The organism is Streptomyces sp. NPDC002835 (genome assembly GCF_053591995.1).
The window spans coordinates 140,721-161,997 of the sequence record NZ_JBSFUW010000014.1 but is presented as its reverse complement, the minus strand read 5'-3'; the positions used below and the strand labels follow the sequence as shown (position 1 = coordinate 161,997).

Below are 21,277 nucleotides of genomic sequence, written 5' to 3'. Positions count from 1 at the left end.
GGGGCCGTAGTGGGCAGGGAGGCGAGGGTATGACCATGTCCGACAGTGCGGCCGCGCGGCACGTCGTGGTCGTCGGTGGGGGGATCGCCGGGGTCACCGCCGCGCTGCAGCTTGCCGACGCCGGCGTGCGGGTCACGCTGCTCGAAGGACGGCCGCGGCTCGGCGGGCTCGCGTTCTCCTTCCGGCGCGGGGAGCTCACCGTGGACAACGGCCAGCACGTGTACCTGCGTTGCTGCACCGCCTACCGCTGGTTCCTCGACCGGATCGACGGCGCTCATCTCGCCCCGGTCCAGGACCGCCTGGACGTGCCCGTGCTCGACGTGGCCGCCAGGCGCGGGCCCCGGCTCGGCCGGCTGCGGCGCAGCGCGCTGCCCGTACCGCTGCACCTCGGCGCGAGCCTCGCCCGCTATCCGCATCTGAGCCTCAAGGAGCGCGCCGGCGTCGGGCGGGCCGCGCTCGCCCTCGGCAGGCTCGACCCGGCCGACCCGGCGCTGGACGGCATCGACTTCGCGACCTGGCTCGGCCGCCACGGCCAGTCGCCGCGCGCCGTCGCCGCCCTGTGGGACCTCGTCGGGGTGGCGACGCTCAACGCGAGGGCGCCGCAGGCGTCGATGGGGCTCGCCGCGATGGTGTTCAAGACCGGGCTGCTCTCCGACCCGGGCGCCGCCGACATCGGCTGGGCCCGGGTGCCCCTCGGCGAACTGCACGACACGCTCACCCGCAAGGCCCTCGACTCGGCCGGTGTCCGCACCGAACTGTCCACCCGGGTACGGGACATCACCCCGACCGAGGGCGGCTGGCAGGTCGCGGTGGACGGCGAGGAGCTCGACGCCGACGCCGTCGTGCTCGCCGTACCGCAGCGCGAGGCCCACGCGCTGCTCCCGGACGGCGCGCTGGAGGACCCGGACCGGCTGCTCGACATCGGCACCGCTCCGATCCTCAACGTTCATGTGCACTACGACCGCAAGGTGCTGCGCCGCCCCTTCTTCGCCGCTCTCGGCACCCCCGTCCAGTGGGTCTTCGACCGCACGGAGGCGTCCGGGGCGAACCAGGGCCAGTATCTGGCCGTGTCCCAGTCGGCCGCGGAGGACGAGATCGACGAGCCCGTGTCCGTGCTGCGGAAGCGGTATCTGCCCGAACTGGAGCGGCTGCTGCCCGCGGCCCGCGGCGCCGGAGTGCGGGATTTCTTCGTCACCCGTGAGCGGACGGCGACGTTCGCCCCGTCTCCGGGCGTCGGCAGGCTGCGACCGGATGCCCCAACTCGGGCTCCGGGCCTGTACCTTGCTGGCGCGTGGACTGCCACCGGCTGGCCTGCGACCATGGAGGGTGCGGTCCGCAGCGGGTTCAGTGCCGCGGCCGCCGCGCTCTCCGCGCTCGGCCGCCGCCATGTACATCCGCTCGAGGAGGCGGCGTGAGCACCAGTACTGGAACCAGAGGAGAAAGCGTGCCGACAGTGCACTCGGCGTATCCGGCTGACGACACCGCGCAGAGCGCGGAGGGCGTCGACATCTCCGCGCTGCTGGAGCGCGGACGGACCCTGTCCACGCCGGTGCTGCGCGCCGCCGTGGACCGGCTCGCGCCGCCCATGGACACCGTCGCCGCCTACCACTTCGGCTGGATCGACGCACAGGGCCGGCCGTCCGACGGCGACGGCGGCAAGGCCGTACGCCCGGCGCTGGCGCTGCTGTCGGCGGAGGCCGCCGGCGCGGCGCCCGAGGTCGGCGTCCCCGGCGCGGTCGCCGTCGAACTGGTTCACAACTTCTCGCTGCTGCACGACGACCTGATGGACGGCGACGAGCAGCGCCGTCACCGCGACACCGTCTGGAAGGTGCACGGACCCGCGCAGGCGATCCTCGTCGGCGACGCGCTCTTCGCCCTCGCCAACGAGGTGCTGCTGGAGATCGGCACCGTGGAGGCGGGGCGGGCCACCCGCCGGCTCACCACCGCCACCCGCAAGCTCATCGACGGCCAGGCCCAGGACATCTCCTTCGAGCACCGCGAGCGGGTCACCGTGGAGGAGTGCCTGGTGATGGAGGGCAACAAGACCGGCGCGCTGCTGGCCTGCGCCGTCTCCATCGGCGCCGTGCTCGGCGGCGCCGACGACGAGACGGCCGACACGCTGGAGGCGTACGGCCACCACCTCGGCCTGGCCTTCCAGGCGGTCGACGACCTGCTCGGCATCTGGGGCGACCCGGTCGCCACGGGCAAGCAGACCTGGAGCGACCTGCGCCAGCGCAAGAAGTCCCTGCCGGTCGTCGCGGCGCTCGCCGCCGGCGGCCCGGCCTCCGAGCGGCTGGGCGCACTGCTCGCCGCCGACGCCAAGATCAGCGACTTCGACAGCTTCTCCGAGGAGGAGTTCGCCACCCGGGCGGCTCTGATCGAGGAGGCCGGCGGCCGGGAGTGGACCTCCCAGGAGGCCCGCCGGCAGCACGCCGTCGCGATCGAGGCCCTCAGCCGTGTCGACATGCCGGAACGGGTCCGCGCGCAGCTCGTCGCGCTCGCGGACTTCGTCGTCGTACGAAAGAGATGATCACCATCGTCACCGTCCTCGCCGCCGCCAGGCCGTGCTCCGCACGGCCCAGGACCTACCGGAGCAGCAGCCGCACCATATGAAGCGCGTCGCCGGCCGGTGACCCTCTCGTGTCACCGGCCGACGTCAGACCCCAGCTCAGCAGAGACCACTGCCACGAAGGGGAGACACATGACAGCGACGACCGACGGAAGCAGCGGGCCCCTGCGGGGCGGCGCTGCCACTGCCGGCGGAACCACTCCTACGAGCGCCCCCCGGACCACCGGGCCGGGAGAAGACGTACGGGACGCGGCCGGCCGGGCCGCGGAACGCGCCGTGGAGCATCTGCTCGCACGGCAGGACGCCCAGGGCTGGTGGAAGGGCGACCTCGAGACCAACGTGACCATGGACGCGGAGGACCTGCTGCTGCGGCAGTTCCTCGGCATCCAGGACGCGGCGACCGTCGAGGCGTCCGCCCGCTTCATCCGCGGGCAGCAGCGCGACGACGGCACCTGGGCGACCTTCTACGGCGGGCCGGGCGACCTGTCCACCACCATCGAGGCGTACGTCGCCCTACGGCTGGCCGGCGACCGGCCGGACGACCCGCACATGCGGCGCGCCGCCTCCTGGGTCCGCAGCCGGGGCGGCATCGCCGCGAGCCGGGTCTTCACCCGGATCTGGCTCGCCCTGTTCGGCTGGTGGAAGTGGGACGCCCTGCCCGAGCTGCCGCCCGAGCTGATCTTCCTGCCCAAGTGGTTCCCGCTGAACATCTACGACTTCGGCTGCTGGGCACGGCAGACCATCGTGCCGCTCACCGTCGTCTCCGCGAAGCGGCCGGTGCGGCCCGCGCCCTTCGCCTTGGAGGAGCTGCACACCGACCCCGCCCGGCCCGACCCGGGCAGGCGACTCGCGCCCGCGGCGAGCTGGGACGGCTTCTTCCAGCGCGCCGACAAGGCACTGCACGCCTACCGGAAGGTCGCGCCGCGCCGGCTGCGCCGGACCGCGATGAACGCGGCGGCCCGCTGGATCGTCGAGCGCCAGGAGAACGACGGCTGCTGGGGCGGCATCCAGCCCCCGGCCGTGTACTCGGTGATCGCGTTGCGCCTGCTCGGCTACGACCTCGAACACCCGGTCATGCGGGCGGGGCTGGAGTCGCTGGACCGGTTCGCCGTGTGGCACGAGGAGGACGGCCTGCCCGTCCGGATGATCGAGGCATGCCAGTCCCCGGTGTGGGACACCTGCCTGGCCGTGATCGCCCTCGCCGACGCCGGACTGCCCGCCGACCACCCGGCGCTGGTGAAGGCGGCCGACTGGATGCTCAGCGAGCAGATCGTCCGGCCGGGCGACTGGGCGGTGCGCAGGCCTGGAGTCGGGCCGGGCGGCTGGGCGTTCGAGTTCCACAACGACAACTACCCGGACATCGACGACACCGCCGAGGTGGTGCTCGCCCTGCGGCGGGTGCGGCATCCGGACCCGGAGCGGCTCGACGCCGCCGTGGCGCGCGCCACCCGCTGGAACCTCGGCATGCAGTCCCGTAACGGCGCCTGGGCCGCGTTCGACGCGGACAACACCAGCCCGTTCCCCAACCGGCTGCCGTTCTGCGACTTCGGCGAGGTCATCGACCCGCCGTCGGCGGACGTCACCGCGCACGTCGTCGAGATGCTGGCCCACGAGGGCATGGCCCAGGACCCGCGCACCCTGCGGGGCATCCGGTGGCTGCTCGCCGAACAGGAGGCGAGCGGCGCCTGGTTCGGCCGGTGGGGCGTCAACTACGTCTACGGGACGGGGGCGGTGGTGCCTGCCCTGACGGCGGCGGGGCTGCCCGTCTCCCACCCGGCGATCCGGCGGGCCGTCGGCTGGCTGGAGTCGGTGCAGAACGAGGACGGCGGCTGGGGCGAGGACCTGCGTTCCTACCGGGAGGAGAAGTCGATCGGCCACGGCGCGTCCACGGCCTCCCAGACCGGCTGGGCGCTGCTCGCCCTGCTGGCGGCGGGGGAGCGGGAGAGCAAGGCGGTCGAGCGGGGCGTGGCCTGGCTGGCCCGGACCCAGCAGGCGGACGGCTCCTGGGACGAGCCGTACTTCACCGGCACCGGCTTCCCGTGGGACTTCTCCATCAACTACCACCTGTACCGGCAGGTGTTCCCGCTGACCGCACTCGGCCGCTACGTGCGCGGGGAGCAGCTCCCCGGCCGTACGGGCGCCCGTGAGGGGGGCTGATGGGGGACACCCGGGAGCCGGCCGGCTCCGCCGTCCCGCTGCTGATCGCCTGCGCGCTCGGCATCGAGAAGCTGGCCCTGCGCGCCGGCGGCGCCGCGGGCGACGTGACGATCCTCCGCACCGGGATGGGGCCGGTCAACGCGGGGCGTGCCGTGCGCGCGGCCTGCGGGACGGGCTCCCTCGCGGACGCGGCGGTCGTCGCGTCCGGCTTCTGCGCGGGACTGGCGCCCGGAATGCACCCGGGGGACCTGGTGGTCGTGGACGAGGTGAGGCTCGACGGGACGCCCACCGCCTGCACCCACACGGACCTGCTGGTCGAGGCCGTCGCCAGGGCCGTCCCTGGCCGCACGGTGCACACCGGACCGCTGATGGGCGTCGACCACGTCGTACGCGGTCCCGAACGCGCGCGCCTGCTGGCCACGGGCGCGATCGCCGCGGACATGGAGTCCGCGGCCACACTGAACAGCGCCTTGGAGGCCGGACCGCGCCCGGTTGCCGCCGTACGGGTGGTCGTGGACGCCCCGGAACACGAACTGGTACGTATCGGCACGCTTCGCGGTGGAATATCGGCCTTCCGTGTCCTTCGTGCCGTCATGCCCGCTTTTTCCGAATGGCACCGTTCTTTGCTGCTCCCCAGGAGGTGAGCCAGATGGCCATGCCGCTCCGCCAGACCATCAGGGTCGGGACATATCTCTTCGAACAGAAGCTCCGCAAGCGCGAGAAGTTCCCGCTGATCGTCGAGCTCGAGCCGCTGTACGCCTGCAACCTCGCCTGCGAGGGCTGCGGGAAGATCCAGCATCCGGCGGGGGTGCTCAAGCAGCGGATGCCGGTGGCGCAGGCGGTCGGAGCGGTGCTGGAGTCCGGCGCCCCCATGGTCTCCATTGCCGGCGGCGAGCCGCTGATGCACCCTCACATCGACGAGATCGTCCGCCAGTTGGTGCGCCGCAGGAAGTACGTCTTCCTGTGCACCAACGCCCTGCTGCTGCGCAAGAAGATCGAGAAGTTCACCCCCTCCCCGTACTTCGCCTTCGCGGTGCACATCGACGGGCTGCGGGAGCGGCACGACGAGTCGGTGGCGAAGGAGGGCGTGTTCGACGAGGCGGTCGAGGCGATCAAGGAGGCCAAGCGCCGCGGCTTCCGGGTCACCACCAACTCGACCTTCTTCAACACCGACACCCCCCAGACCGTCGTCGAGGTGCTCAACTACCTCAACGACGACCTCAAGGTCGACGAGATGATGATCTCGCCCGCCTACGCCTACGAGAAGGCCCCCGACCAGGAGCACTTCCTCGGTGTCGAACAGACCAGGGAGCTGTTCAAGAAGGCCTTCGCCGGCGGCAACCGGCGGCGCTGGCGGCTCAACCACTCCCCGCTCTTCCTCGACTTCCTCGAGGGCAAGGCCGACTTCCCCTGCACCGCCTGGGCGATCCCCAACTACTCGCTCTTCGGCTGGCAGCGACCCTGCTATCTGATGAGCGACGGCTACGTCCCCACCTACCGCGAGCTGGTCGAGGACACGGACTGGGACAAGTACGGCCGCGGCAAGGACCCGCGCTGCGCCAACTGCATGGCCCACTGCGGCTACGAACCCACCGCCGTGCTCGCCACCATGGGCTCGCTCAAGGAGTCCCTCCGGGCCGCCCGCGAGACGGTCTCCGGCGGCCGGTGAGCGACCCGCCACGGCGGACGACTGATCAGGAGGGGCGAGGAATGACCGAGCAGCCCAAGGGCTTCGACCTGGCGGACCTGCTGGCTCGGCGCGGCGGTGAGCGCTATGAGCTGCACGCCCGGCACCTCAACCACCAACTGCCGCGCATGCTCCGCACCCTCGGGTTCGACAAGGTCTACACCCGGGCCGAGGGCGCCTACTTCTACGACGCCGAGGGCAACGACTACCTCGACATGCTCGCGGGCTTCGGGGTGATGGGCCTGGGCCGCCACCACCCCGTCGTGCGCAAGGCCCTGCACGACGTGCTCGACGCCTCGCTCGCCGACCTCACCCGCTTCGACTGCCAGCCGCTGCCCGGGCTGCTGGCGGAGAAGCTGCTCGCCCAGACCCCGCACCTGGACCGGGTGTACTTCGGCAACAGCGGGGCGGAGGCGGTGGAGGCGGCGCTTAAGTTCGCCCGGTACGCGACGGGCCGGCCCCGCGTCGTGTACTGCTCGCACGCCTTCCACGGGCTGACGACGGGCGCGCTGTCGGTCAACGGCGAGGCGGGCTTCCGCGACGGCTTCGCCCCGCTGCTGCCCGACACCGCCATCGCGATGGGCGACCTCGCCGCGCTGGAGCGCGAGCTGGTGCGCGGTGACGTGGCGGCCTTCGTCGTCGAACCGGTCCAGGGCAAGGGCGTGCACGCCACCCCGCCGGGATTCCTGCGCGCCGCCCAGGAGTTGCTGCACACCTACAAGGCCCTGCTGATCGTGGACGAGGTCCAGACGGGCCTGGGGCGCACGGGCGACTTCTACGGCTTCCAGTACGAGGCCGGCGTCGAGCCGGACCTCGTGTGCGTGGCCAAGGCCCTGTCGGGCGGCTATGTGCCGGTCGGCGCCACGATCGGCCGGGACTGGATCTTCAAGAAGGTCTACTCGTCGATGGACCGGGTCCTGGTGCACTCGGCGAGTTTCGGCGCCAACGCCCAGGCGATGGCGGCGGGCCTCGCCGTGCTGTCCGTGCTGGAGGACGAGCACGTCGTGGCGAACGCGCGGGTGACCGGTGAACTGCTCCGCTCCCGGCTGGCGGCCCTGGTCGACCGGTACGAGCTGCTGCACGCGGTGCGGGGGCGCGGGCTGATGATCGGGATCGAGTTCGGCCGCCCGGAGTCGATCAGGCTGCGCAGCCGCTGGACCGTGCTGCAGGCCGCCCGCAAGGGGCTGTTCGCGCAGATGGTGGTGGTTCCGCTGTTCCAGAAGCACCGCATCCTCACCCAGGTCTCCGGCGACCACATGGAGGTGATCAAGCTGATCCCGCCGCTGATCATCGGCGAGCGGGAGGTGGACCGCTTCGTGGCGGCTTTCACGGCTGTGATGGAGGACGCCCACGGCAGCGGCGGTCTGATGTGGGACTTCGGCAAGACCCTCATGAAGCAGGCGGTCGCCAACCGCTGACTCTTCCGGGAGGCGGCGGGCTTTTGCCCCTGAGGCAAGAAAGTTGCCTCAGGGGCAATGCTCTGGCCCAATGGACGCATGACCACCTCCGCCGACCCGGCGGCCGGGGGCCTGCCCGAGATGGCGCCCCGGCTGCGCGAACTGCGCCGCCGCCGCGGGCTCACCCTCGAGGCCGCGGCCCACCGGGCCGGCCTCTCGCCCGCGCACCTCTCCCGGCTCGAGACGGGGCTGCGGCAGCCCTCGCTGCCGATGCTCCTCGCCCTGGCCCGTATCTACGGTACGACGGTCGCCGAGCTGCTCGGCGAGCAGCCGTCCGAGCGGGAACCCGTCATCCGCGGCCGCCGCCCCGAGCCGGTGGCGGCCGGCTCCTGGGACTACCACCGGGCGGGCAGCCCCGGACGGGCCATGCAGGCCCTGCGGGTGTTCGTCCCCCACGGCGTCCAGGGCGATCTGGTGCGGGTGCACCCCGGCGAGGAGTGGCTGCACGTCGTCGCGGGACGGCTGCGGCTGAGTCTCGGGGAGGCCGCCCACGAGCTGGCCCCCGGCGACAGCGCGCACTTCGACTCGCTCACACCGCACCGTATCGAGGCGCTGTCGCCGGAAGGCGCGGAACTGCTCTTCGTCCACACTCTGCTGCAGGCGCCCGAGCTGCATCCCTCATCCGACCGGCAAGGAATGTGATCCACGACATGTCGCACGACCCCTTGGACCGGCGCGGCTCCGCCGGCGACAGCCCGCGTGAGGAGCGGTTCCCCCGCGGGCTGGTGATCCGGCTCTTCGTCTATCTGATCGCGGGCCACGTCATCGCGGGCTTCCTCTATCTACTCTTCCTGGTCGGCGGCCAGAACCAGTAGCCCCGGCCGAACCAGTGGCCCCCGGCAGGAACCGCAGCCCTCGGCTCAGCCCTGCTCGACAAGCCGATCCCGCAGGCGCTCGCGCGTCTCGGGGGCGAGCCGCAGGCCCTCGGCGAGATAGCGCTCCGTCGTGACCCAGGTCTGCTCGATGGCGTCGAACGCCGCGGCCAGATACTCGGCGCGGGCGTCGAAGAGCGGGCTGAGCAGCTCCATCACCTCGGGGGACATCGCGTCGGGCGAGCCGTCGCCGCGCCGGATCTTGTAACGTCGGTGCGGGTCGTTGGACTTGAGGTAGTCCGCCTCGATGGCGTCCCGCTCCACCCCGACGGCGAGGAGGGAGACGGCTATCGACAGGCCGGCCCGGTCCTTGCCCGCGGCGCAGTGCATCAGGGCCGGGACGCTGTCCTCGGCAAGGGCGTGCAGCACCCGGCTGTGCTCCGCCGTCCGCTCCGTGATGATCATCCGGTACGAGTCGATCATGCGACCGGCGCCCTTGCCGTCGGCGAGGATGGCCTTCAGCTGGTCCAGGTTGCCGTCGCGGACCATCTTCCAGAACTCGGCCCCGTCCGCCGGGTCGCTCAGCGGCAGATTCACATTGCGCACGCCGGGGAGCTCGACATCCGGCCCCTCCAGCCGCTGGTCGGCGGCGTTGCGGAAGTCGAAGATCGTGTGGAGGCCGAGGGACGACAGGAACGCCGTGTCGGTCTCGGTCGCGTGCGCCAGGTGCCCGCTGCGGAACAGCCTGCCGGACCGCACCCGCCGTCCGTCCACGGTCGGCAGTCCGCCCACGTCGCGGAAGTTGCGCACCCCGGACAGTTCGGGCTCTGACGAGGTCGTCTGCGGCAGCTGCTGCGTCACGTGGACTCCTTCGGGGGGCGGTGGCCGGCGCTGCTCGCCGACGACGGCGCGGCCTTCGACCATACGACACGCATTCATCGGGCAATCATCTTGTCCACTGTTGGCGGGCGTTGGTGAGACTCCCTACTTCCCGGCGTTGCCCCGGGCGCCCCGCACGGCCGATGATGTTCGAGTCTGTGTGGGACTGTGAGTATCTGAGGGGCGAGATGATCGAGAACCTGAGCGACGGGCGTACGTGGATCCTCTCCGGGCCCGCGAGCAGCTACGCATTCCATCTCACCGACGCCGACGAGCTCGTCCATCTCCACTGGGGCGCCCGCATCACGGCCGCCGACGCCGAGGCGCTGGCGGCGCAAGGGCCGCCGCCGTACTGGCCGTTCGAGTCCCAGCTCGACGGGCGCGAGGAGTACCCCGTCGAGGGCGGCCCCCGGTTCGTCCGCCCCGCGCTGTCGGTCCGAACCGAGTCCGTGCGCGGCACCGAATGGGCCTTCGCCGGCTGGGCCGCGGAGGACGACGAGCTGCGGCTGCGCTTCACCGACGCACAGGTCGGCCTCGGCCTGACGCTGCACTACCGGATGCGCGACGACTCCGACGTGATCGAGCGCTGGACCACCGTCGCCCACGACGGCGCCGGGCCGGACCTCGAACTGCTCCGGGCCGACGCCGCCGCCTGGACGCTGCCGCACCGGGACGCATGGCGGCTCTCCCAGCTGCACGGCCGCTGGGCCGCCGAGTCCCGGCTGGTCCGTTCCGAGATCAGCTACGGCGAGAAGATCATCGGCAGCCGGCGCGGCCACACCGGCCACCAGCACCTGCCCTGGGTGGCCCTGGACGCGGAAGGCGCCACCGAGGAGCGCGGCGAGGTGTACGGCTGCGCCCTCGGCTGGTCCGGATCGTGGCGGATCGCCGTACAGCAGCTCCCGGACAAATGCGTACAGATCACCGGCGGGGCCGGTCACGACGACTCCGGGCTGGTACTGCTCGCGCCGGGGGAGACCTACACCTCGCCCGTCTTCGCGGGGCTGTGGAGCGACGGCGGGTTCGGCGGCGCCAGCAGGGCGTGGCACGCCTGGCAGCTCGCCCATGTGATCCCCGGCGCCCAGGAGGCGCGTCCGGTGCTCTACAACTCCTGGGAGGCCACCGGCTTCGACATCTCGGAGCAGCAGCAGCTGGCCCTCGCCCGGCTGGCCGCGGGGATCGGCGTCGAGCTTTTCGTCGTGGACGACGCCTGGTTCGGGCGGCGCACCAGCGACCGCGCCGGACTCGGCGACTGGACGCCGAACCCGGACCGCTTCCCCGGCGGCCTCGCGCCGCTCGCCCGCGAAGTCCACGGTCTCGGCATGCGGTTCGGGATCTGGGTGGAGCCCGAGATGGTCAACGCGGACAGCGACCTCTACCGCGCCCACCCCGACTGGGTGCAGCACCATCCGGGACGCACGCGCACCGAATTCCGCAACCAGCTCGTACTGAATCTCGCGCGCGAGGACGTCCGGGAGCATCTGTGGAAGCAGCTCGACGCCCTGCTGTCCGGCGCGCCCGTCGACTATGTGAAGTGGGACTTCAACCGCTGCTTCACCGACGCGGGCTGGCCGGGGGAGCCGTATCCGCAGAAGCTGTGGACCGGGCACGTCGAGGGCTTCTACGCCCTGCTGGACCGGCTGCGGGCCGCGCATCCGGGCGTCGCCTTCGAGTCCTGCTCCGGCGGCGGCGGCCGGATCGACCTCGGGGTCCTCGGCCGCACCGACCAGGTGTGGACCTCGGACAACACGGACCCGCTGGACCGGCTCGCCGTCCAGCACGGCTTCAGCCAGCTGCACCCGGCCCGGGTCATGGCGGCCTGGGTGACCGACAGCCCCAACGCCCAGCTCAACGGCCGCCGGAGCAGTCTGCGCTTCCGCTTCGTCAGCGCCATGGCCGGGGTACTGGGCGTCGGGGGAGACCTCGCACAGTGGAGCGAGGCGGAACTGTCGGAGGCGGCTGACTGGATCCGGCTCTACAAGGAGATCAGGCCGCTCGTCCAGCACGGGGAGCTGTACCGGCTGCGGGCCCCGGAGGGCGGGCTGAGCGCCGTGCAGTACGTCCGGGGCGACGAGACGGTCGTGCTCGCGCTGCTCGAGGCGCAGCGGTACGGCGAGCGGCCGCCGGCGCTCCGGCTGCGCGGCCTCGACCCGGCCGCCGCCTACGCGTGCGTGGACACCGGAGCGGTCCATCGGGGCGCGGTGCTGCTGCACCACGGACTGCACACCGGACTGAAGGGTGACATGGACGCCACCGTGATCCGGCTCAGGCGGGCGTGGACCGCGGTCGTAGTGCGGCACTAGATGGCCAAATGCTTCTTCTGTCCGAATTGGCTGGTTCGGCATAACGTGCCCCGTAAGCGGGGGAGATGGTCCCCGGCTGGTGAGCAGCGTCATATTCGTGACGTTGTGTGGCCGGGACCGGCGGGCCAATTCCGTAACCGGCAAGGCAATTGAAGGACCGTCGTCCACGGAGGGTGACCGGAAATCCCCGGTGATATCGGGCTCTGCATTGATCGTGGAAAATCCTCGCTTGTCCACGACTGCCCGACTCGCCTACGGTCACGCTCAATCCGGACGGAACGCCTAATCCTGCCGCCGCCCGGAATTCGAACCCACCCACGTGTGGCAGGAGCGGGGGACCCAGGTAGTACGCCGATTCCGGGAAAACCGGACGGCTTGGGGTGAAGTCGTACAAGCAGTGCGACCGGGCATCTCCAGCCCGAACCCGACAGCTCACCTCGTAGGCGCCGGAGAGGAATGCGCCATGCCCGCGAAGGGTAAGCACCGTCGTCCCAAGTTCAACCCGTTCACCCGCGGCTTCGTCGTCGCCGGCACGGGCGGCGCCGTCATCGCGCTCCCGCTGATCGGCGCCACGACCGCCACCGCGGCCCCCGCCCCGGCGGCGGCACCGGTCGCCGCACCCCAGCAGGCCGCCGCCCCGGCGCTGGCCGCCCCGGCCCTCGCCGAGTCGGCGCTGCCGGCCGCCAAGAAGGCCCCGAAGACGTACACCGTCGTCGCCGGCGACTACCTGTCGAAGATCGCCGAAGAGCAGAGCGTCCGCGGCGGCTGGAAGCAGCTCTTCAACGACAACCGCCGCGCCATCGGCTCCGACCCGTCGCTGATCCACCCGGGTCTGGAGCTGACGATCGGCGCCAAGTCCAAGGCGAAGAACGACCCCGAGCCCCGCGCCGAGTCCAAGCCGCGCCCGTCGCGCGACGACTCGCGGGCCGCCGCTCCGCAGGCCCAGGCCCCGGCGAAGAAGGCGCCCGCGAAGCCGGCTCCCGCGAAGGAGGCCGCGGCCCCGGCGTCCGCGTCCGGCTTCAGCGCCCCGGTCGACGCGGCCGTCACCACGCCGTACCGCGCCTCCGGCGCGATGTGGTCCAGCGGTTACCACACCGGCGTCGACTTCGCCGCCCCGACCGGCAGCTCCGTCAAGGCCGTCGGTGCGGGCACCGTCGTCTCCGCCGGCTGGAGCGGCGCGTACGGCAACGAGGTCGTCATCCAGCACACGGACGGCACCTACTCCCAGTACGCCCACCTCTCCTCCCTGGCCGTCTCCGGCGGACAGTCCGTGAGCGGCGGGCAGCAGATCGGCCTGTCCGGTTCCACCGGCAACTCCTCCGGCCCGCACCTGCACTTCGAGGTCCGCACCGGCCCGTCCTACGGCTCGGACATCGACCCGCTGGCCTACCTGCGGGAGCACGGCGTCTCCCTCTGACCCGTGCGGCCCACCGTCCGGCAATTCCGGAAATCCCCGTTCCGTCCTGGCGGAGCGGGGACTTCCGCGTATTCCGGCCCGCCGGAAACTGACGGGTGGTAAAGATCACCCCCCGTCAACCCCTCCTTACGGTCGCGTAGGTCACATCCATAAAGGAAAGATGTGCCCTTGTGGCAGACGATTCGAGAACAGAGAACAGTGGCGCATTCGGGTCGTACGCGGCGATCGGTGACAGCTTCACCGAGGGCGTGGGCGACCCGGGGCCCGACGGCGGCTTCGTCGGGTGGGCGGACCGTTTCGCGGTCCTGCTCGCCGACCGAAGGCCGGAGCACAGCTTCCGCTACGCCAACCTCGCCGTGCGCGGGCGGCTCCTCGACCAGATCGTCGACGAGCAGGTGCCGAGGGCCCGGGAGCTCGCGCCCGACCTCGTCACCTTCTGCGCCGGCGGCAACGACATCATCCGCCCGGGCTCCGACCCGGACGACGTGGCCGAACGCTTCGAGCGGGCCGTCGCCGACCTCACGGCCTCGGTCGGCACGGTCATGGTGACGACCGGCTTCGACACCCGGAACGTGCCCGTCCTGCGCCATCTGCGCGGCAAGATCGCCACGTACACGGCGCATGTGCGGGCCATCGCCGACCGGTACGACTGCCCGGTGCTGGACCTGTGGTCGCTCAAGTCCGTCCAGGACCGGCGGGCCTGGGACGCCGACCGGCTGCACCTGTCGCCCGAGGGGCACACCCGGGTCGCGCTCCGCGCGGCACAGGTCCTCGGACTCGACGTGCCCGCCGACCCCGACCAGCCGTGGCCGCCGCTGCCCCCGCGCGGGGCGCTGGAGGTGCGCAGGGACGACATCCAATGGGCGCGCGAGTACCTGGCGCCCTGGATCGGACGACGGCTGCGCGGCGAGAGCTCCGGCGACCACGTCGAGGCCAAGCGCCCGGACCTGCTGCCGCTCTGAGGGCGGCGGAGGACGGCGGATGACGGGGAGGTCAGGGGAGGTCAGCGGGGGTCCGGGCGGGGGTCCGGTCGAGTGCGGCCGGGGCGGGGATCCGTTCGAGGACGCCGCCCGCGAAGACGTCGTACAGCGGCAGCGTCTCCAGGTGGACATAGCCGATGTGGCAGTCGCACACGGCGAGCGGGCAGGCGCGGGGGCGCAGCGCCCGGCGGTACGAACCGTCGTAGAGGTTGCCCAGTTCGGCGGGGACGAAGTGGCAGCGGCGGACCGTCCCGTCGCCGTCCACCGAGACCACCGACTCGCCGGTGCGGCACGGCAGCCCGGCGGATCGGTGCGGACGGCGGCTGAACGGGAAGAGCGGGTCCAGCTCGGTCCAGGCGTCGGCCTCGGCGTCGGAGAGTTCGTGCCCCTCGGGCGCGTTCACCCAGAGGTAGACGTGCGCAGGCAGCTCGGCGCGGAGCCGGCGCGCCTCCGCGAGATGGGCGGGGAAGCCGACGATGCCCACGCTGAACCGGATCTCCCGCCGGATCAGATCCCGGCATTTGCCAACGAACCGGTCGTAAGGAGTCTGTCCCGGGTGATAGGTGCACCACAGCGCGAGCTTCGCCGGGTCCGCGTCCGCCACCCAGTCGGTGCGGCCGCTGAGATTCGTCTGGATCGCCACCCGGCGGATGTGCGGCAGCCGCGACAGCTCGGTCAGCGCCTTCCGGTACCAGGAGCGCACCAGCCCCTCGCCCCACGGGGTGAACAGCACCGACAGCCGGTCGTCCCGCTGCGCGGCGGCCCAGGCCGTGAACCGCTCCAGCGCCGCGCGGTCGGCGCGCAACTGCTCGCGGCTGTCGCGCCGCTTCGCGAACGGGCAGTACGGGCAGTCGTAGTCGCAGGACGCCAGCGGGCCCCGGTACAGCACGGTCAGGTCCATGGGCCCGGTCACTTCGGCTCGTACGCGGCCATGGCGGCGCGCACCGCGGGTGAGAACAGCTCCGGGCCCAGGGCGTCCGAGTGGGCCAGGCCCTCCGGCGACAGCCGCAGCCGGCCCGGGGCGGCGGCCGGGTCCAGCCAGCCGAGGGCGGCGAACCGCTCCAGCTCCACGGGGAAGTCGTCGGCGGGCGCGGCGCCGAACCGCTCCCGGTAACCGGCCACTTCCATCCCCTCGGCCTGGAGCAGCGACTGGAGAAGATGGCGGCGGCGCGCCTCGTCCCCGTCGACCCACCGGCCCACCTCCGGGTGGGAGAAGTCCTCTGTGGTCGTGAAGTCGTCGATGATGCCGCGTATCTCGCCCATGCCGACGGCGTAGTCGAAGGAGTAGTGCAGGGACGAGGTGTAGGAACGGGCGCCGCAGCCCAGACCGATCATGCCGTCCGTCTGGCAGGCGTGGTCGTCGGCGGCGGACTGCGGCGCATCGGCGCGGCGGAACATGCGCATGGACACCTGCTCGTAGCCGTGGGCGAGCAGGTGGTCGCGGCCTGCGCGGTACAGCCGCAGCCGCTGCTCGTCCCAGGCGAGGTCCCAGGCCGCGTGCGCGTCCCCGTCCGCGCCGGCGCTCAGCCGGCCGAGACCGGTGAGCGGCCGCACGTACAGCGGATACAGATACAGCTCCTCCGGCTCCCAGCCGAGGGCGGCGTCCAGCGAGGAGAGCCAGCTGCGCTCGGTCTGGCCGTCGATGCCGTAGATGAGGTCGATGTTGAGGACGGGTATCCGGGCGTCCCGGATCCGGCCGAGGGCCGCGTCCACGTCCGCGCGGCGCTGTGGGCGCACCGCGGCGCGCGCCTCCGCGTCGACGAAACTCTGCACGCCGATGCTGACGCGGGTCGTGCCGCGCCCCGCGAGCACGGCCAGCCGGTCGGCCGTCGCCGTCGACGGGGACGTCTCGACGGAGAGCGGCACCGCCGCCAGGTCCGCGCCCATCCGCTTCTCCGCGATGTCGCAGAGCCGCTCCAGCTCACCGGCGGTCAGGAAGGTCGGTGTGCCGCCGCCGAACGCTGCCGCCGCGAAGCGGACGGACGAGCCGTCCCCGAGGGCCTCGCGCACGGCGGTCGCCTGGCGGTCGAGGGCGTCCAGATAGCGCCCGGTCAGCTCGTCGGGAGCGCCGATCCTGGTGAACAGGTTGCAGAAGCCGCAGCGCACCTCGCAGAACGGGATGTGCAGATAGAGCGAGAGCGCGTCCTTCGGCTCGTTCGCCCACAGCTCGCGCAGCGTGGGCCGGTTCCGGTCGAGCGGGCGGTAGGCCGTTTTGTGCGGATAGGCGTAGACGTAGCTCTGGTACGGGCGCGGGGCCGCGGTGCTTGGTGTGTTTGTCGTGCTCATGTCGCTCATGGTGCTCATGCGGTGGCCTCGAGGAAGAAGTGGGCGTAGGGGACCGTCCAGACGGCCTCATGGCCGAGCCGGTGGCCGGTGAAGCCGCCGTCGCCGTAGGCGGTGCCGTGGTCGGAGCAGACGATCGCGAAGCACCGGCGGCGGCTGCTGGCGGCGGCGAACAGCCGGCCGATGTGCCGGTCCACGTACTCCAGGGCCGCGGCGTGTGTCGCACGGGAGTCGCCGTCGGCGTCGGTCGCGCCCGGCAGATGGAACCAGTTCGGCTGGTGCAGCGACGGCACATTGACGAACAGGAACAGCCGGCGCTCGGCCGGCAGCGAGGCGACCACCTGCTCGGCGCGCCGCACCTGCGCCTCGAAGGACGTCGGCGAGGCGACCCCGAACTCGGGCTCCCAGTGGCTCTCGTCGAACAGCCCCGGCAGCACCGAACCCAACGGGCCCTGCTTGTTGAAGAATCCGACACCGCCGATGCACACCGTGCGGTAGCCGGAGTCCGCGAGCGCGGAGACCAGATCGGGGCTGTCGAAGACGAAGGTGCGGCCGGCGGTCGTCTCGCTGCCCGCGAACCGGGAGGCGAACAGCCTCGGGTGCGGGCCCTGCACCGCGGGCGTGGGCAGGAAACCCGCGAACATCGCCTGGTGGGAGGCGTAGGTGAAGCTGCCGGGCGCGTGCCTCTTCTCCCAGACGCCACCGGGCAGATGACGGGCCAGGTTCGGGATGCGGCCCTCGGCCGCCAGCTCGGCGGCGACGTCGTAGCGCAGGGTGTCGAGCGTGACGAGCAGCAGGTCGTCCCGCCCGACGACCTCGTTCATGTCGGGCGGCTCGGCGGCGGCCTTGACGGCGGCGGCCTTGACGGCGGCGGCCTCGATGGCGGCGGCCTCGATGGCGGGGGCGGTGTCGTGGCCGGTGTCGCCGGCTGCGTGGTCGGCGGTGTCGGTGGGTGTGTCGTGGTCAGGCATGTGCACGGTGCTCGTTCCTCGTCCCGCTCAGTGTCCCGCTCAGTACGGCGGCGACCTGCGCCGCATAGGTGTCCAGGCTCTCCGCGCCGCTCCCGGGCAGGCCGGTCAGCCGCGGCAGCAGGTCGCCGAAGGCATTGACCTCCCCGACGGAGAAACGCCGCCAGCCCCGCCCCGGCAGCAGGTCGACGCCGACGCGCGACATTCCGGGGAACCGTTCCGCGGCCCGCTCGCAGACCGCGAGCGTCTCCGCCCAGCTCCCGCCGGCCGCCTCCGTGGCCGCCCGGGCGGCCGCCAGATCGCCGCGCCCGCCGCCCAGATGGAGATTGGTCATGGGGGAGCGGCTGGTACGCACCACCGCGTGGGTGGCCCGGCCCGCGACCACCACCACCCGGAGATCGGCGACCCGGCCGTCCTGCGACGCCTTCGGCACCCAGCGCTCGATGTGCAGACCGTCCGGGGCGAGGGCGTCGATCAGGGGGGCGACCTCGCGTTCGCCGCTGTAGCGCCGGACCCGCAGGGAGTTGAAGAGCCGCCCCCGCGCGTCCCGTTCCACCGAGGTGGTCGCCTGCACCCGGCCCCGGCTCGCGGTCTCCAGGGCCAGCACCCCGGAGGCGGACGAGCCGTGCGCGAGCTTGACGAACACCCGGCGCAGCCCGGTCGCGGCCTGCAGCGCGCACACGTCGTCCCAGCCGCGGACCTCGGGCGCACCGGCGCCGGACGTCGGCGACTCGGGCACCGGAACGCCCGCCGCCGACAGGCCCCCGTGGCACAGGCGCTTGTCGAACAGCACGGCCAACTGGGCCGGATCGTCGAGCAGCGTCGCCCCACCGGCCCCGGCGAGAACCCCGATCTCACGGACGGCCGCGGTGAACCGCTCGTACCAGAGCCGGGTGCCCTCCACCCGGGTCGGGTCGTCCGCCCCGCGCAAGGCCCGGTCCACCTCGGCGTCCTCGCCCGGCGAGTCGATCCGCACCAGCTCGCCCGGCCGGAACTCCGCCCGGCCGCCCAGCACATCGAGCCACGACACCACACGCGCCGCGGGCAGCCCCGCGGCACGCATCGCGTCCTGGAACAACGTGACCCGGCGGCCCGCCGGAACGCCGACGACGGCGAGGCGGGGACCGGTGCGCCGGGTGGGCACGCTCACTCCGCGACAGCCGTGTAGCGGTCTTCCCTGTCGCGGGAGCCGCCGCCCTCCGACTGCGACACGTCGAGCTCCACACCGGCCGGCACCAGGGCGTCGGACAGCCGCTGCACCATCGCCTCGCTCATGAAGTGGTGGTGCAGGTCCAGCTTCTTGAGGTGGGTCAGCGGCTGGCCGTTCAGCAGCGCCTCCGCGCCGTCGTCGCCGAGGGTGCCCATCGACAGGTCCAGGACCTCCAGGCGGGCGACCACCGGTGCGCCGGCCGTCGCGACCGCGATCTCGTCCTGTATCTCGCTGTTGCGGAGCGCCAGATACCGCAGGCTCGGCAGCCGCGTACCGGACAGGAACGGTTCCAGGTCCGACACGTCCGCGTTCGCCCCGTACCACGACGTGCCGAGCCAGAGGTCGAGGTTCTCCAGTGCCGGCAGGTCGCTCGCGGCTATGCCGCGGACCACGCCCACGTCCAGCCCGCCCGTCTCGACGACCAGCGAGCGCAGCCTCTCGTGCCGCACCGCGGGGAACAGCAGCCCCTCCCCGCCGCGCACACCCAGGTCCTCGAGGTCCGGGAAGGCGCCGAGCAGCCCCGTGACGTCTCCCTGGTGGATCCAGGAGATCTCGCACTCCTCGTACGTGATGTCACCGAGGAACAGCCCGCGCAGCCGCGGCAGTTTCTCCTTCGCCCCGATCAGCGCCTCGAAGATGCCGTCGGGCCCCGAGTCGTACGCCTCGCTCCACGAGCCGACGACCAGCGCCCGCACCCGCGTGGTGTCCACCGCCGCGGTGAAGCGGGCGAACGCCTCCGCCCACTCCTCCTCGGCTTCGTAGCTGTCGACGGAGACCCGCCACGCGACACTCTCCGCCGCCGGCAGCCCGGTCGTCGACGCGGCCTGCGTCTCGGAGTCGGGGAAGTCGAACACGGGCAGGCCGTACCACTCCTGCAGATGGTCCGAAATGGTCATGACGGGCTCCAGACACCGGTGAGGCTTGATCGCTGACGTGCGAGCAAGTTCTACCAAGTGCCACTGACATCGCCGCCCGCGGGCCCGGTTCGGCGCGCGGACGGACGGCGTTGTCAGTCCCTCGCCCTAACGTCGTGAGCAGGTCGGAGGCACACGGCGTCCGGCGGGAAGGGGAGAGCCATGTACCGGCAGGGAGACGTGCTGATCGTGCCCGTCGCGCAGGAGGCCGTGCCGTCGCACGTCGTCGACGCGCCGGGAGAGGCACGGGACGCACGCGGCCGCATGGTGCTCGCCCTCGGCGAGGTCACGGGCCACGCCCACGCGGTGACCGGGCCGGGCCGACTGGTGCGCGAGCCGGGGCCGTTCGGGCCGATGCTGCTCCATCTGCCGGAAGGCGGCCGGGTCGTGCACGAGGAGCACGCCGCGATACCGCTGCCGAAGGGGTGGTACCGGGTGGTGCGCCAGCGGGAGTACCTGCCGGGAGCGGTGCGGATCGTCGCCGACTGACCCGCGGCGACCGGCACGGCCCACAACGCGGCACGCGGGCACGGAACAACACACGACACGGCACGCGGCACGACACGGCGCGACGCAGAACGACGACAGGGGACGGGACTTTCACATGCAGTATGCGGACAAGTGGCGGGCCATCGCGGCGGCGACCGGACCGGCGGACCGGGCGGCCGCGGAGGAGGGCGTACGGCTCGCGTACCGCACGGCCGGGCTCGCCGCTCCGGACCGGATCGTCTGGGCGGGATCGCCCCTCGCGGGCGTCGAGGCGGTACGGGCCCTGGAGGATCCGGGACGCTCCGTGCGCGACGACGTGCGCACCCGTCCCTGGGCGGACGAACGAAGGCGGGTGCACGACGAGTTGGGGCCCGGCGGCTGGACCGCGCTGTGGAGCACGACCGGCGCGCTGCTGTGGGACGGCACCCGCTCACTGGCCGAGCGGATACGCGCGGGGATCGTGGACGAGCTCCTGGAGAAGACGCCGGACGACACGGCGGCCCGTTCCCAGGCGGAGACGGACATCCGCGTCGTGCTGCTCGACGCGGTGCTCGGGCAGCACGACGCCGCATGGCTCGCGGCGTTCGACGGCCGCAGCGACCGGCTGGAGGGACTCGCGCGCGTCGCGGCCCACGCGGGCTGGTGGTGGCCCTTCGAGAACGCGGTCGTGATCTGCGAAAGGCCCTCGCAGCTCCACCGCGACGAGGCGGGTCGCCTCGACAACGGCGACGGCCCCGCGCTGGTCTTCCCCGACGGATTCGCGCTCCACGCCTGGCGCGGCATGCCGGTGCCCGCCGAGTTCCTGTGCGAGCTGGCGGCGCTCACGCCGGAGCGGATACGCACGGAGGAGAACGCGGAACTGCGCCGCGTGATGCTCGAGTACTACGGATACGACCGGTATCTCGCCGAGTCCGGCGCCGAGCCGGTGCACCGCGACGAGACCGGCATCCTGTGGCGGATCGCGCTCGCCGACGACGAGGACGTGGTGATGGTCGAGGTGGTCAACTCCACGCCGGAGCCCGACGGCACCCACCGGACGTACTGGCTGCGGGTGCCGCCGACGACGAGGACGGCGAAGGAGGGTGTCGCCTGGACGTTCGGCCTGGACGCCACGGTCTACGAACCACTGCGGCAGACCTGAACGGCGGGCGT

Annotated in this window: 19 protein-coding genes and 1 riboswitch; of the genes, 13 read left to right on the top strand and 6 right to left on the bottom strand. The window is 72.4% G+C overall.

Annotated elements, in window-relative coordinates:
* Positions 1 to 35 precede the first annotated feature (35 nt).
* From hpnE to ACWD01_RS17965, 8 genes are all read left to right on the top strand, one after another.
* Complete coding sequence (hpnE, locus tag ACWD01_RS18000; RefSeq protein ID WP_451162887.1) at positions 36 to 1,415, top strand: hydroxysqualene dehydroxylase HpnE; 1,380 nt, start codon at positions 36 to 38, stop codon at positions 1,413 to 1,415.
* Positions 1,412 to 2,530 carry a polyprenyl synthetase family protein gene (locus ACWD01_RS17995; RefSeq protein ID WP_451162828.1) on the top strand — a complete coding sequence of 373 codons (1,119 nt, stop codon included), beginning with the start codon at positions 1,412 to 1,414 and terminating at the stop codon, positions 2,528 to 2,530. The genes hpnE and ACWD01_RS17995 overlap by 4 nt, the downstream gene beginning before the upstream one ends.
* Before the next feature lie 171 nt (positions 2,531 to 2,701).
* A complete protein-coding gene (gene shc / locus ACWD01_RS17990; protein WP_451162826.1) occupies positions 2,702 to 4,726 on the top strand; it encodes a squalene--hopene cyclase in 2,025 nt (674 codons plus the stop codon).
* The gene (locus ACWD01_RS17985; RefSeq protein WP_451162824.1) at positions 4,726 to 5,370 is read left to right on the top strand and encodes a phosphorylase family protein; all 645 of its coding nucleotides are present in this window, start codon (positions 4,726 to 4,728) and stop codon (positions 5,368 to 5,370) included. Before shc ends, ACWD01_RS17985 begins: the two co-directional genes overlap by 1 nt.
* 5 nt (positions 5,371 to 5,375) lie before the next feature.
* Positions 5,376 to 6,395, top strand: a complete 1,020-nt coding sequence (hpnH, locus tag ACWD01_RS17980; RefSeq protein WP_451162822.1) for an adenosyl-hopene transferase HpnH — start codon at positions 5,376 to 5,378, stop codon at positions 6,393 to 6,395.
* A gap of 41 nt (positions 6,396 to 6,436) precedes the next feature.
* Positions 6,437 to 7,831, top strand: a complete 1,395-nt coding sequence (locus ACWD01_RS17975) for an aspartate aminotransferase family protein (RefSeq protein WP_451162820.1) — start codon at positions 6,437 to 6,439, stop codon at positions 7,829 to 7,831.
* A gap of 78 nt (positions 7,832 to 7,909) precedes the next feature.
* Entirely contained in the window at positions 7,910 to 8,512 is a 603-nt protein-coding gene (locus ACWD01_RS17970) for a helix-turn-helix domain-containing protein (RefSeq protein WP_451162818.1), read from the top strand.
* Entirely contained in the window at positions 8,512 to 8,685 is a 174-nt protein-coding gene (locus ACWD01_RS17965) for a DUF6126 family protein (protein ID WP_451162885.1), read from the top strand. The genes ACWD01_RS17970 and ACWD01_RS17965 overlap by 1 nt, the downstream gene beginning before the upstream one ends.
* A gap of 45 nt (positions 8,686 to 8,730) precedes the next feature.
* Here ACWD01_RS17965 and ACWD01_RS17960 read toward each other — a convergent pair whose 3' ends face one another.
* Entirely contained in the window at positions 8,731 to 9,543 is an 813-nt protein-coding gene (locus tag ACWD01_RS17960; protein ID WP_451162816.1) for a tyrosine-protein phosphatase, read from the bottom strand.
* 206 nt (positions 9,544 to 9,749) lie between these two features.
* Between ACWD01_RS17960 and ACWD01_RS17955 the strand changes: the two genes are divergently transcribed.
* From ACWD01_RS17955 to ACWD01_RS17945, 3 genes are all read left to right on the top strand, one after another.
* A complete protein-coding gene (locus ACWD01_RS17955) occupies positions 9,750 to 11,864 on the top strand; it encodes an alpha-galactosidase (protein ID WP_451162814.1) in 2,115 nt (704 codons plus the stop codon).
* 302 nt (positions 11,865 to 12,166) lie between these two features.
* Positions 12,167 to 12,325: riboswitch (cyclic di-AMP (ydaO/yuaA leader) on the top strand.
* A gap of 2 nt (positions 12,326 to 12,327) precedes the next feature.
* On the top strand, positions 12,328 to 13,281 hold the full coding sequence (locus tag ACWD01_RS17950; RefSeq protein WP_451162812.1) for a M23 family metallopeptidase: 954 nt from the start codon (positions 12,328 to 12,330) through the stop codon (positions 13,279 to 13,281).
* Between the two features lie 170 nt (positions 13,282 to 13,451).
* Positions 13,452 to 14,243, top strand: coding sequence for an SGNH/GDSL hydrolase family protein (locus ACWD01_RS17945; protein WP_451162810.1), 792 nt, complete (start codon positions 13,452 to 13,454; stop codon positions 14,241 to 14,243).
* Between the two features lie 31 nt (positions 14,244 to 14,274).
* On the opposite strand, the gene ACWD01_RS17940 is transcribed toward ACWD01_RS17945, so the two are convergent.
* The 5 genes from ACWD01_RS17940 to ACWD01_RS17920 form a co-directional block, all read right to left on the bottom strand.
* A complete protein-coding gene (locus ACWD01_RS17940; protein WP_451162883.1) occupies positions 14,275 to 15,162 on the bottom strand; it encodes an STM4011 family radical SAM protein in 888 nt (295 codons plus the stop codon).
* Between the two features lie 8 nt (positions 15,163 to 15,170).
* Positions 15,171 to 16,547, bottom strand: a complete 1,377-nt coding sequence (locus ACWD01_RS17935; protein ID WP_451162808.1) for an STM4012 family radical SAM protein — start codon at positions 16,545 to 16,547, stop codon at positions 15,171 to 15,173.
* Between the two features lie 14 nt (positions 16,548 to 16,561).
* Positions 16,562 to 17,368, bottom strand: coding sequence for an STM4013/SEN3800 family hydrolase (locus tag ACWD01_RS17930; RefSeq protein WP_451162881.1), 807 nt, complete (start codon positions 17,366 to 17,368; stop codon positions 16,562 to 16,564).
* A 139-nt stretch (positions 17,369 to 17,507) separates the two neighbouring features.
* Positions 17,508 to 18,656, bottom strand: a complete 1,149-nt coding sequence (locus ACWD01_RS17925) for an STM4014 family protein (RefSeq protein WP_451162806.1) — start codon at positions 18,654 to 18,656, stop codon at positions 17,508 to 17,510.
* A gap of 2 nt (positions 18,657 to 18,658) precedes the next feature.
* Positions 18,659 to 19,618 (bottom strand): STM4015 family protein, encoded by a 960-nt coding sequence (locus ACWD01_RS17920; protein ID WP_451162804.1) that lies wholly within the window; start codon positions 19,616 to 19,618, stop codon positions 18,659 to 18,661.
* A gap of 180 nt (positions 19,619 to 19,798) precedes the next feature.
* Between ACWD01_RS17920 and ACWD01_RS17915 the strand changes: the two genes are divergently transcribed.
* Both ACWD01_RS17915 and ACWD01_RS17910 read left to right on the top strand, forming a co-directional pair.
* The gene (locus ACWD01_RS17915) at positions 19,799 to 20,125 is read left to right on the top strand and encodes a hypothetical protein (RefSeq protein WP_451162802.1); all 327 of its coding nucleotides are present in this window, start codon (positions 19,799 to 19,801) and stop codon (positions 20,123 to 20,125) included.
* A gap of 115 nt (positions 20,126 to 20,240) precedes the next feature.
* Complete coding sequence (locus ACWD01_RS17910) at positions 20,241 to 21,266, top strand: DUF6745 domain-containing protein (RefSeq protein WP_451162800.1); 1,026 nt, start codon at positions 20,241 to 20,243, stop codon at positions 21,264 to 21,266.
* Positions 21,267 to 21,277 lie beyond the last annotated feature (11 nt).

Bases quoted from the DNA above. Each gene is read 5' to 3' on its own strand.
- ACWD01_RS17910 (WP_451162800.1), top strand. From the start codon at position 20,241: ATGCAGTATGCGGACAAGTGGCGGGCCATCGCGGCGGCGACCGGACCG.
- ACWD01_RS17935 (WP_451162808.1), bottom strand. From the start codon at position 16,547: ATGAGCACGACAAACACACCAAGCACCGCGGCCCCGCGCCCGTACCAG.
- ACWD01_RS17985 (WP_451162824.1), top strand. From the start codon at position 4,726: ATGGGGGACACCCGGGAGCCGGCCGGCTCCGCCGTCCCGCTGCTGATC.
- ACWD01_RS17950 (WP_451162812.1), top strand. From the start codon at position 12,328: ATGCCCGCGAAGGGTAAGCACCGTCGTCCCAAGTTCAACCCGTTCACC.
- hpnH (WP_451162822.1), top strand. From the start codon at position 5,376: ATGGCCATGCCGCTCCGCCAGACCATCAGGGTCGGGACATATCTCTTC.
- hpnE (WP_451162887.1), top strand. From the start codon at position 36: ATGTCCGACAGTGCGGCCGCGCGGCACGTCGTGGTCGTCGGTGGGGGG.
- ACWD01_RS17970 (WP_451162818.1), top strand. From the start codon at position 7,910: ATGACCACCTCCGCCGACCCGGCGGCCGGGGGCCTGCCCGAGATGGCG.
- ACWD01_RS17920 (WP_451162804.1), bottom strand. From the start codon at position 19,618: ATGACCATTTCGGACCATCTGCAGGAGTGGTACGGCCTGCCCGTGTTC.
- ACWD01_RS17940 (WP_451162883.1), bottom strand. From the start codon at position 15,162: ATGGACCTGACCGTGCTGTACCGGGGCCCGCTGGCGTCCTGCGACTAC.
- shc (WP_451162826.1), top strand. From the start codon at position 2,702: ATGACAGCGACGACCGACGGAAGCAGCGGGCCCCTGCGGGGCGGCGCT.
- ACWD01_RS17975 (WP_451162820.1), top strand. From the start codon at position 6,437: ATGACCGAGCAGCCCAAGGGCTTCGACCTGGCGGACCTGCTGGCTCGG.
- ACWD01_RS17915 (WP_451162802.1), top strand. From the start codon at position 19,799: ATGTACCGGCAGGGAGACGTGCTGATCGTGCCCGTCGCGCAGGAGGCC.
- ACWD01_RS17930 (WP_451162881.1), bottom strand. From the start codon at position 17,368: ATGAACGAGGTCGTCGGGCGGGACGACCTGCTGCTCGTCACGCTCGAC.
- ACWD01_RS17955 (WP_451162814.1), top strand. From the start codon at position 9,750: ATGATCGAGAACCTGAGCGACGGGCGTACGTGGATCCTCTCCGGGCCC.